This is a genomic window from Tabrizicola sp. (genome assembly GCF_031377265.1).
GTDB lineage: Bacteria > Pseudomonadota > Alphaproteobacteria > Rhodobacterales > Rhodobacteraceae > JAUYQR01.
The window spans coordinates 1-10697 of sequence record NZ_JANMET010000187.1; the positions used below are offsets into that span (position 1 = coordinate 1).

The 10697-nt window shown below is 58.6% G+C and carries 8 protein-coding genes; 1 reads left to right on the forward strand and 7 read right to left on the reverse strand.

Translation table 11 applies throughout. The annotated features are described in order from the left end of the window. From RMO18_RS10785 to RMO18_RS10815, 7 genes are all read right to left on the reverse strand, one after another. Nucleotides 1-1658: DEAD/DEAH box helicase family protein (locus tag RMO18_RS10785; protein ID WP_309665854.1), on the reverse strand; the 1658-nt coding region annotated here is incomplete at its 3' end. Then, nucleotides 1658-3586: a site-specific DNA-methyltransferase gene (locus RMO18_RS10790; RefSeq protein WP_309665855.1), complete on the reverse strand. Its 1929-nt coding sequence runs from the start codon at nt 3584-3586 to the stop codon at nt 1658-1660. The genes RMO18_RS10785 and RMO18_RS10790, both read right to left, overlap by 1 nt. Nucleotides 3587-3599: 13 nt before the next feature. Then, the gene (locus RMO18_RS10795) at nt 3600-4361 is read right to left on the reverse strand and encodes a DUF4391 domain-containing protein (RefSeq protein ID WP_309665856.1); all 762 of its coding nucleotides are present in this window, start codon (nt 4359-4361) and stop codon (nt 3600-3602) included. After that, nucleotides 4358-7567, reverse strand: a complete 3210-nt coding sequence (locus tag RMO18_RS10800) for a helicase-related protein (protein WP_309665858.1) — start codon at nt 7565-7567, stop codon at nt 4358-4360. The genes RMO18_RS10795 and RMO18_RS10800 overlap by 4 nt, the downstream gene beginning before the upstream one ends. A gap of 174 nt (nt 7568-7741) precedes the next feature. Further along, complete coding sequence (locus tag RMO18_RS10805; protein ID WP_309665860.1) at nt 7742-7984, reverse strand: FitA-like ribbon-helix-helix domain-containing protein; 243 nt, start codon at nt 7982-7984, stop codon at nt 7742-7744. A gap of 48 nt (nt 7985-8032) precedes the next feature. Next, nucleotides 8033-9331 (reverse strand): site-specific integrase, encoded by a 1299-nt coding sequence (locus tag RMO18_RS10810; protein WP_309665861.1) that lies wholly within the window; start codon nt 9329-9331, stop codon nt 8033-8035. Between the two features lie 145 nt (nt 9332-9476). Beyond that, nucleotides 9477-10070: a hypothetical protein gene (locus tag RMO18_RS10815; RefSeq protein WP_309665862.1), complete on the reverse strand. Its 594-nt coding sequence runs from the start codon at nt 10068-10070 to the stop codon at nt 9477-9479. Nucleotides 10071-10381: 311 nt separating this feature from the next. Between RMO18_RS10815 and RMO18_RS10820 the strand changes: the two genes are divergently transcribed. Next, nucleotides 10382-10651 (forward strand): helix-turn-helix domain-containing protein, encoded by a 270-nt coding sequence (locus RMO18_RS10820; RefSeq protein WP_309665863.1) that lies wholly within the window; start codon nt 10382-10384, stop codon nt 10649-10651. Nucleotides 10652-10697 lie beyond the last annotated feature (46 nt).

Below are 10697 nucleotides of genomic sequence, written 5' to 3' on the forward strand. Positions count from 1 at the left end.
CGGCCGATTGTCTGCCGCCGCTCACGCTCGGTGCCGAAATCGCGCAAGGTGCAGATCTGGAACACGTTCGGATTGTCCCATCCTTCCTTCAGGGCAGAATGCGAGAAGATGAACTTTAGCTTCGTGTCGAAGCTTAGAAGCTTCTCCTTTTCCTTCATTATCAGGTTGTAGGCCCTCTCGGCACTGTCACGGTTGACCTGATTGTTCTCGGCTGTGTCAGTCCACCGGCGACTTTTGTCGATCGAGAAATATCCGTCGTGGACTTCTTCTGCGTCTGAAGTCAGGTCGATCCCCTCAAAGAGGCTCTTGAAATCCGGCAGCTTGGCCGCCCGCCGATACTCCTCTTCGAACATCCGCGCGTACTTCCCTTTCACCGCGTTTCCGTCCTCGTCATAGGACCGGTAGTGCTGCACGGCGTCGATGAAGAACAAGCTGAGCACCTTGATCCCGAGGGGGGCCAGCCGCTTTTCCTTTTCCAGATGTTCTGTGATGGTTTTGCGGATCATCAGGCGCTTGATTCCATCCGGGTCGACGTCGCCGATCGCCTGGCCAGTGCGCAGGAACTCTTCGGAACCCGGCGTCTTCACCTCTAGTAGCGCCTCACCCCCCACCCGGATTTCGCCGATCCTGACGTCGCGATAGATTTCGCGGCCGGTCGTTTCCTCCAGATGGTCACCGTCCTGAACCGATACGGTGTCGCGGCTTACCTTCCCATTCTTCTGGACGTCCAGCTCCACCTTTGCGGTGATCGATCCGCGCGTGTTGCTGGCCGACAGGAAGCGGACGAACGCCTTGTTGTGGCCGCCCTCAACTTCCATCGAGGCGACCTCGATCTGCTTCACCAGCTTGCGCTCATAGGCGTCCACAGCGTCCAGGCGGTAGACCATGTTGTGCTTGTTCACGTGCGTCGCCGAATAGCGCAGCGTGCAGAGCGGGTGCATCGCATCCAGCGCCTTCTTCCCCTGCCCTTCGAGGCCGCCATCCACGCTTTGCGGCTCGTCCACGATCAGTACCGGCCGGGTCGCGCGGATCAGATCGATCGGCGCCTCGCCCCCGGTCTTCTCGCTGTCCTTATAGAGGTTGTTGACGTCCTTCTTGTTGATGGCGCCAACGGTCACCACCATGATCTGGACCGTCGGGCTGGTGGCGAAGTTGCGCACTTGCCCCAGCTTGCTGGAGTCATAAAGGAAGTAGTCAAAGGGCTGGCCAGAGTAGAGGCTCTTGAAGTGGTCTTGCGTGATTTCCAGAGTCTTGTAGACGCCTTCCTTGATCGCGACTGACGGCACCACGATCATAAACTTTGTAAACCCAAAGCGCTTGTTCAGTTCGAAGATCGTCCGCAGATAGACATAGGTCTTGCCCGTCCCCGTCTCCATCTCCACCGTGAAATCGCCGGAGGATACACCGGTCGACGGCGGCAGCCCGTTGCGCAGCTGGATGTCACGCAGGTTCGATACGATCTCGTCGTCCAGCAGGGTCAGCCGGTTGCCGATGCCGAGGGCGTTCTCTTCCAGCCCCAGCTCTATCTGCCCGCCACCTGTCGCGGCGCGGGTGACGGTGAACTCAGTGCGGTTGATCTCCTGCCCCCGAAACAGGTCGCAGACGGCCTCGATGGCCTGTTGCTGGTAGTCAAGGTCGGGCTCAAAATGCAGCTTCATCACAGGCTCCGCATGTCTTTGATGCCCGCCTGGTTCAGGATCGCGGCCATATTTGTCTTGGCGACGTCATCGGCAAAGGCGGAGTCCTTGAAGACCACGCGCGTGTCGCCCGCGGGGGCGAGGGCCTGCCACCATGCGACGATGCCTTGAGCCAACCCCTCAACCACCTCACGGGTTATGCCGTCGGACAGGCAGACGATCAGCGCGCCAGCACCCACCGCATGAATAGACTTGCCCGCAATGTCCTTCGTCTTGATCGGCACGCAGAGGTCGAGGCCCAGCTTTAGTAGAAGCTCGGTCAAGATGTCAGCCTCTGTGCGATCGGGGACGAGGTGTTCCGCATGGGCGAGGAGGGTGCCTGCGAAGTCAGTCGTATCCGGTTCCCAAGCAATGATGTTGGACGAAGCCAGCTTAAATGCACGAAAGCCAGTATCGCCCGCGGACGATGGAAAGTCCCGCTTAACAGCAGCCCCAGCCCTGCGAAGCCGCTCCTTCGTGAGTTCTGCAATAGTGGGATAGTCGTCACGACCAGTTGGCTCAGGAAGCTGAACAAGAATGAAGCGACGGGCTCCGGAGTCTTGCGCGTTTAACTCCATAACTGCGTGACCAAGTGTACCACTTCCCGCGAAGAAGTCCAAAGCAAGATCACCCTCACCAAGCGACTGGTGGGCAATCAGCTTCATCAGCTCAACTGGCTTGGGTGTGAAGTTGTCTGCGCCAGGAACAATGGCCTTCAACGTCTTGGTAGCCGTATCAGTGGAAAGCTCAGGTCCCATCCAAACCGACTTTGGCTTTGCGACTCGCTCCTCACCGTCAGCCTCAAGATAGACCCGATAGGAAACGTTCCACCGTCTACTGTCCGAGGTACTTGATCCCTTTAGGTTCTTAACTTCTGCAGCAATTTTTGCTTTGCCCCATCTCCAGCATCCATCAGATCCGTCACTTTTCTTGGGGTGAGCGGCAACTGAGAATCTGTCCGTTTGCTCCATCGAACAATCACCGCTAGCTGGGTCCACAAACACAGGAAAATAAAGGTTTGGTCTTGCAGCTCGAGTGTCTGCACCACCTCTTTTTCTAAGGTCACGCCACTGAAATTTGAGACCGGCCTCATCGCTGTTGCGATACTCGCTGAGTTGCTTACTGGAAAGAGGTAGGCCTAATGACTCAAAATCGGGTTGCGCATACATAAGAAGATGCTCATGCGCGGTCGCAATATGTGCGCGATCGTTTCTTCCCTTCAAGTTGTTTACGTTCGCAATCTGCGCGACGAAGCACTCCTCTCCCATGATATCATCGAGAAGTAGCCTGAGATTGTGCGCCTCGTGGTCGTCGCATGAAACAAAAATCACGCCATCGGAAGCCAAAAGACTCTTAGCAAGTCGAAGACGCGGATACATCATATTGAGCCAATCAGTGTGAAAGCGCCCAGAAGACTCTGAGTTTGAGCTGATCTTTCTTCCGCCCTCCACCTGACCAGTCAAAGCCAGGTAGTTTGCAATACTGTTGGAAAAATCATCAGGATAAACAAAGTCCTTTCCCGTGTTATATGGCGGGTCGATGTAGATCAGCTTCACTGTTCCAGCATAGCTCTTCTGCAACAGCTTCAGGACCTCAAGATTATCCCCCTCGATCATGAGGTTCTGGGTCGTGTCCCAGTCGACACTGTCCTCGAAGCATGGCAGCAGCGTTCCGGTCGAAGGCATCAGTGCGATCTGCCGCGCCCGGCGCTTGCCGTGCCAGTTCAGGCCGTACTTCTCTTCCCGCTCATCCACCGCGCCGCCAAGGCACTGCTTCAGAACCTCGAAATCGATCTTTCCCTCGGTTAAGGCTTCGGGGAACAGGGCCCGCAGCGCCTCGATATTGCCCGCGACGATATCGGCGCTTTGGGTATCGGGGTGGCCAGCAGTCAGCTTTTCGATCTCGGTCATGTCTGTCTCACCTTCAAAGGTCTTTACGTGCCACAGCGATGGCGGCTTCCAGACGCTGGATCTGCAAGTTCAGATCGACACGCCGGTTCATCTGCTTCTCTTTGGTCGCCTTCGCGCGCAAGGTTGCCCCTTCGCGCGTCAGCCGGGAAATGGTGTCCAGTGCCGCTCGCCGCCGGTCCAGCACGGCCTGATCGTCGGTTGCAACATAAGCGCCCGACAATCGCGCGGCGTGTAATGCCTGAACCCGAGTTATCCAGCCCTGATAGACGGTGAGTAGGCTACGGCGCGGCAGGTTCGCAAGCGAAAGGTCGTGGATAAAGGCTTGATCCACGACAGCTTTTGTCAGGGGGCCGGTGGATTCGACGTCTTCGATCACGATCTTGCCCGCCTCCCGTTCCGCCCAGCGCTTGTGGGCGAGTGACAGGGCAAGGCCGCCCGGATCACGGGTGACCAGGATTACCGGATAGGGAATAGCGCGGTGGATCAGTTCGGTCAGGCGCTGGGCCTTGGCACCGGGCCGCAGGTCGCAGCCGACAACCGCAATTTCGAGGTACTCACGCACTTCGTCGCGATAGTCGGGCACACCGATGGTCGTGGGCTTGCAGGCCGCAAACCATTGCAGCTCCTCGATCCCGTCGCCGATCACCCGCTTGTCGGCCGCAGTCGGCGCGCCTTGTTCGATCAGCAGCTTCTTCGGCACCCGCATTTCGACCCGGGCTTCACTCGGCAGGCCCAGCGCCTGGACAAGGTTTTCGAAATCGGCGCGTGCCGTCATGCAGCGCCCTCGGTGTTGGGCAAGACGATGATGAAGGCCACCACCTCAAAGTCATTGGCCCCGGCGAACTCCCCCTTCCGTGCATGGGTGCCGCCGGGGGAAAAGAGACTGGCGACGGCCCGCTCTTCGCTCTTGCCGACGATCGACGAAATCGCGCGTGCGAGAAGCTTCTGATAGGGCTCCATGTCCCTGCCGCCCTTGGTTGCCTTGTCAAAGCGCTGGCAGGCCTCGGCGTCGGGAAGGTCTTTGCCGATGCAGAGCTTCTTGAGCCGGTCCAGAACCTGCTTGGCTTGGGTATAAGGAAGAAGCACTTCGCCATCGTCACCAACATGGACGATGAAATGCGGAGCCAATGGATAGCCCGGTTCCGCCGCTTTTTCCGCTGCCTCGCCCACCGCGCGCAGGCAGAAGATCGCGCCAGGCGGGATACTGTTCTCGCCGTTGTCCGGGGGCGCAGACGTGACCGCGTAGGTCGCAAAGGGAAGCTGATCCAGCACCTCCCTGTTTTCATGCAGATAGCCCGAGAGATCGATCCTAAAGTCGTTCAGGGTCAGGTCGGCGATCGACACTCCATTCGACAGATCCTCAAGATCGATCACTGTGTCTTGCAGTTTTTGCAGCTGGGCCCGGCGATACTCGAGGTCGTTCATCTGGTTGTTCGCCTGGAACTCGATGACGTTCTCTTCGCCGGTCGCGGAAACATCGAGGAGAACCATCCGTCCGCTGACCCGGCTTTCAAGGTCAAGGTACTCGTCCAGTTCCATGTTGGGCCAGAAGTTGACCAATTGGATGCTGAGGTTCTGCGAACCGATCCTATCGACCCTCCCGAACCGTTGAATGATCCGCACCGGGTTCCAGTGGATGTCATAATTGACGAGGAAATCGCAGTCCTGAAGGTTCTGGCCTTCGGAAATGCAGTCAGTGGCGATCAGGAAGTCGATTTCGCCTTCTTCCACCAATTCCTGGGGCCTCTCTTTCGACCGCGGGGAGAATGCGCTGAGAATCGTGCTCATGTCGCCCCGTAGGCCGCTGAGGGTGGATTTGTTCGTCCCGCCACCGGTAACTAATGCGACATGGATGCCCAGAGCGTCCTGCGCCCAGCGCGACAGTTCCCGATAAAGGTACTCGGCCGTATCGGCGAAGGCCGTAAACAGGAGGACCTTCCTGTTCCCGGGGTTGATCGGATGAGCGATCTTGGCCGCGATCACCTCTTTCAGCCGATCCAGCTTGGCGTCACGTTCGGCGCTGACCGCTCGGGCTGCTGAAAGGAGCGTCGCAAGCCGATTGCGGTCCTCGATCAGGTCCTGCCGCCATTTCACACGATCCACGTCCTGGAGGAGCACCCGGACCTTTCTGCCAACCATCAGCGGTTCGAAGGCAGGATCATCAATATCAACATCGTCAATGGTCAGTTCATCGATGCCGTCGACATGCACGTCGATCTTGCCAAGGATTGCATCAACGTCTTCGAGCTGTCGTTTGATCGTCAAAGCAAATGACGCAACCGAACTCTCCATTCGCTTTAGAATGTTGACCCGAAGCAGGTGGATCAGGCTCTCTTCCCGGTCAACCTGGCGGAAGATGCTTTCTCCGCCGCGAACCTTGGTACTGTACTTCTCGTCATAGGCCCGCTGTTTCTGCGGCAGAACATATCGGAGTGGTGCATAAGCGCCCAGCTTAAGACGCCTGATCTCATTATTGATCTCCCTAATCGGCCGGAACTCCCCAAGAAGATCGACGTCGGCCTTAATGTTTGCCGGTTTGAGCCGGTCCGGGAACTGACCAGTCTCCGCAGTTCCGTAGTAACGCTCGACGTGCTTTCGCGACCTTGCGATGGTCAACAGATCAAGCAGTTTGAAGTAATCAAATCCCAGCATATCCATGAGTCGCGCAGGGCGGCGCTGCAGATCGGGTAGTTCAAGCCACCGATTGAATTGCCCTTGAGCCTTACGGATCGTAGCCTCGATACTGGAAATTCCGTACTTCGTGAGAGCAAGATCGTCGCCTTCAGTCATGAAAGCGATTTGATTTTTCAGGTCGGCCAGCCGATTGTTGACGGGCGTCGCCGACAGCATCAATACCTTGGTCTTCACTCCCGAACGGATGATCTTCTTCATCAAATGATCGTACCGAGTGTCACGATCCCGGTGCGTTGCCTTGTTTCGGAAATTGTGGGACTCGTCAATTACAACGAGATCATAATTTCCCCAGTTCACATGCGAAAGATCGATGTCACCTGAATTTCCTCCATCTCGCGAGAGGTCAGTGTGGTTCAAAACGTCGTAATTTAGACGGTCGATCGCCAGGATGTTTCTGCGGTCGTTCGCCTTATACAGTGTCCAGTTGTCTCTGAGCCTTTTGGGACAAAGCACAAGAACACGATCATTTCGCAGTTCGTAATACTTGATGACCGCAAGTGCCTCGAAAGTTTTGCCGAGACCGACACTATCTGCGATTATGCATCCACCAATTCTTTCTAGCTTATCGATCGCCCCAATAACGCCATCGCGCTGGAACTTAAAGAGCTTGTTCCAAACGACAGACTTTCTTATGCCCGTGGCAGACTTGACGATTTTCTCTTCATCCAGCTCATCACCTAGGTCTTTGAAAAGCTGGTAGAGCGTTTGAAAGTAGAGTTGTGAGGGTGGCCGATGTGCCGCCATCGACGAAAGGGCCTCCCGCAGGCATTCGCTCTTTTCGCCATCAGGCCGCAAAGCGGTCCAGTTAGCCGCAAACCACGCAGAAAAGGCGGCAACCTCATCTTCATTATCGGATAGCTGCACAAGGGCAAGTTGCCCAGAGGGTGTTATGCCGAGGCCTGAAGTGGTGAAGGAGCACGTTCCCGACAATGCTCGACGCTTTGTGCCATGGGACGCAATAATCAAGCTTTGCGGCGGCTCAGATGATGCAAACCGCACTTCGACGCTCCGCGCCATCCAATCTGCCGCCTGCTTGGAAAGCCATCGTCCCTGAAGCCTGCTCCGGAATACGCGGTCGGTCTCAGCGCCAGAGAGAGAAAGCGGATTTGCTGATGATGCACCAAGTATGACGCGACAGGTGTTTACCTTGGACAGGTCATTTCGCGCCTCTCCAAAGGCGTGTATCGAAAAGCCAGCAGTCATCATGTCGACATTCGAGCCGGGTGAAATCCACTCTCTTAGCGCATCAATCACACGCTCTTGACCACTGTTTCCGATAAGCTTCATCCGGCTTCCCTGCAAAAGACCGCCGCGCCTCCACATTGACAGGAATGCGATGCCTGACGGCTACTGTGCTCTTACCTTACCGTAAGGAGTGCGGCTTTCGAGTGGCAACTTGCGGCCAGACGCGGTCCAATGCGTGCTAACGCTTGACCTTTCGTTGTCGGCGACGGTTCTGGATCACTTGTAGTTCGGCGCTATTCGCATCGGGCGGCGCGTCGCAGTTGGTAGATCGACGCCACCAGTTGCGGCAAACCGTGCGTGGATCAACTGGCCAAGGTTGCGTGGGGCGCTGAGGTGGCCGACAGCTTGCCGCAGGATTTCGCGCACCTCCGCCTCCATCGAGCGACCGTGTTCGGCCGCCCGCACACGCAGGCGGCGTTTCAAGTCATCATCGAGATTGCGAATCGTGATGCTGGCCATGCTACCCTCCGCTCCATGGCTCGACGGTGAGCATTGATCGCGTTGCAATCAAGCGACCTTTGCCCCAACGGTGCCGGTTTCGCCCTCCCCAACCACCCGCAAACGCGGCTTCAGCATCTCTCCCACGGCGTTCACCCCGGCCCGCAGCGGCGTGTCGATCAGGTGGGCATAGCGCTGGGTGGTGCCGATCTGGGTGTGGCCGAGCAGCCGCCCGATCATTTCCAGAGAGGCGCCGCCAGAGACCAGCAGCGAGGCGAAGGTATGGCGCAGATCGTGGATGCGGACGTCGGGGATTTCGGCCTGCACGCGCATCCGCTCCCAGAAGCGCTTGAGGTCAACTACCGGCTGGCCCGGTACATCGCCGGGGAAGAGGAAGGGGCAACCCTTGGGCACGGCATCGCCGCGCAGGCGGATCAGGGCGACGGCCTCGTGCGAGATCGGGACGCGGTGGACGCGGCGCTGTTTGGTGTAGGCGGCCTGCTTGGTCCAGATTGCCAGATCAAGGTTGAACTGGTCAAAGGTCGCGGTGCGGGCCTCGCCGCAGCGGGCGCCGGTCAGCATGCAGAGGCGGATAATCCCGGCGGCGCGCTGATCAGGATCGGCACAGAGGGCGTCGGCGAGGCGCTGGATTTCCTCAAAGGATAGGAACCGCTCGCGTGCGGTTTCAGGTCGCTTGCGGAAGCTGGTGGCGGGGTTGTCGGTCCGCATTTTCCATGTGACCGCGAGGCTGAACATCTTGCGCAGCACCTCACCTACGCGGTTTGCCCGCACGGGCGTCGGCTTGAACGTCTTCGGCGGTGGCTTTGGTTTGGACCTCGTTGATTTGAAAGCCCGGGGCACCTTGATCGGTGTGGCGGTTTTCTTCCAGACCCGCGGCCGCCCCGCCGCGACCTTGGTCAGCAACCGGTCGACATCGGTGGGCGTGATGTCGGCCACCTTCCGCGATCGCCATTCGGACAGGACCAACGTCTTTAGCATGCTGGCCTGATCCTTTGCGCTGGATGCAGACAGCTTCGGCAGGTGTTCGTCGATGTAGCGATCGACCAGTTCGTCAACGGTCGGCGCGTGCCGGGCAGATGTCCGAACATCCATCGGGTCTTCACCGCGATCGATGTCACGCTTCAGGCGCTTGGCCTCTTCCCGGGCGGCCACCACCGACCAGCTGGGCCATGTGCCGATCGTCATGCGACGCTGCCGTCCGGCGGCGCGGTAGATCAGGATGAAGCCCTTTCGGCCCGACAGAAACACGCAAAGCCCGAAGCCTGCGCAATCCTCGTCAAACACCACGTACTTGCGCGTGCCGATTTCGGCAGCCTTTACAACACGTTCGGTCAGATGCGTTCCCATGCGGGCCCTCCAGTTCAGGCCGACTGAGGATCGAGAATCGGCAAAGAGCAACCTGCTCCACGCATGAGACCGGCGAAGAGGCGGAAACCGGCGGAAACAAACCGGGCAATTATTCCGGACGCGCGAACACCGCGCCAAAGCGGCTTCAGGCGGGGTTCAACTCCTTCCAGACCGCCTGAATCCTGCGGCGAATTGTGCTTTCGTCCGGCGCATCGCCTTCGGCGGAATTCGCGACGAACCACTCCTGCATTTCAACCACAAGATCGCGCTGCCGGGCTGGAAAGCCATTGGAATAGATGCGTTTAAGAACAGCAATATAGAAGCCGTCCCAGTCGTATTTCAGTGGGGCTCCAGGCCCCACGCTCCGGGTGCGGCCGATGCCGTGATCCTCTTCAAAGCGGTCGATTTCCTTGGCCGTGATCATGATGTCGGCCGCAGTCAGCCGCACGCCTCGGGCTGGCTTGTTGATTGTCTGCCAGGGGTCATTCGGCGGCAGGCGCGCCTCGGTGAGGTAGATTTTCTTTGCGCCCTTGCCGAACGGCCGGAACAAAGGGCGGACCGCGCAACCTGGCACGCTGGTTAGGCCTGCGACGCATTCCTCGCCCAACATGATCTGCGAGACTCCGGTCACCAGGTCGAGCTCGTCGGCGATGGCGTTGTTCACCACCTGCGTCACGCTGCATCCCCAGCGCACCGAAACCTCGAGAATCGAATAGAAAACCTGCGCCGGAAACGCCATGCCTGCCTCCTTGTTTGACCGCCGGTAGGGTCGTGACCTCGGGTCGAACGAGACCAAGCCCCAGCCTCTCGGTGGGGTGACCATCTGGCGATTCTGGTTGTGAACTGCTCTCCCCGAAGTTGTCAGAGTTCCGGGTTTGTTCAAAATGAAATCTGAGCCGCGCACAGCGAAACGCTGTGGATAAAAGTCCGGAATAATTACCCCGTTTGTTTCCGCCGGTTTCCGCCTCTTTGCCGGTGCCCTGCCCGTGCTTGTCTCTCCTGACCGATTTCAGCGCGCCGATCGGGGAGCGCCGGTGAAGGAGAAAACACATGAAAAAGATCGACTTAAGCTCTGCCGAGGACGCCGCGCCGGAGGTCGACTCCGGCCTGCTGATCGGCTGGCTGGACCGCACCGATCTGGCGCGGGAACTTACCCTGTCGGTCGATACCCTGCAGCGCTGGGAGACCCGCCGCATGGGCCCGCCCTGCGTCAGGGTGGGGCGCAAGGTGCTCTACCGCATGGAGGCCGTCAGGGACTGGCTGCGCGAGCAGGAGGCCCGCAAGGCGGGCGTCGGCCGCGCTGTCGCCGGTCGGCGTTAAGGGGGTGATCATGGCACGGATCACCCCCGACGGCGCGATCCCGGTC

What these genes read in the sequence shown, in the direction of transcription:
- RMO18_RS10810 (WP_309665861.1), bottom strand. Translation starts at nt 9,331, where the DNA reads ATGGGAACGCATCTGACCGAACGTGTTGTAAAGGCTGCCGAAATCGGC.
- RMO18_RS10815 (WP_309665862.1), bottom strand. Translation starts at nt 10,070, where the DNA reads ATGGCGTTTCCGGCGCAGGTTTTCTATTCGATTCTCGAGGTTTCGGTG.
- RMO18_RS10820 (WP_309665863.1), top strand. Translation starts at nt 10,382, where the DNA reads ATGAAAAAGATCGACTTAAGCTCTGCCGAGGACGCCGCGCCGGAGGTC.
- RMO18_RS10800 (WP_309665858.1), bottom strand. Translation starts at nt 7,567, where the DNA reads ATGAAGCTTATCGGAAACAGTGGTCAAGAGCGTGTGATTGATGCGCTA.
- RMO18_RS10805 (WP_309665860.1), bottom strand. Translation starts at nt 7,984, where the DNA reads ATGGCCAGCATCACGATTCGCAATCTCGATGATGACTTGAAACGCCGC.
- RMO18_RS10795 (WP_309665856.1), bottom strand. Translation starts at nt 4,361, where the DNA reads ATGACGGCACGCGCCGATTTCGAAAACCTTGTCCAGGCGCTGGGCCTG.
- RMO18_RS10790 (WP_309665855.1), bottom strand. Translation starts at nt 3,586, where the DNA reads ATGACCGAGATCGAAAAGCTGACTGCTGGCCACCCCGATACCCAAAGC.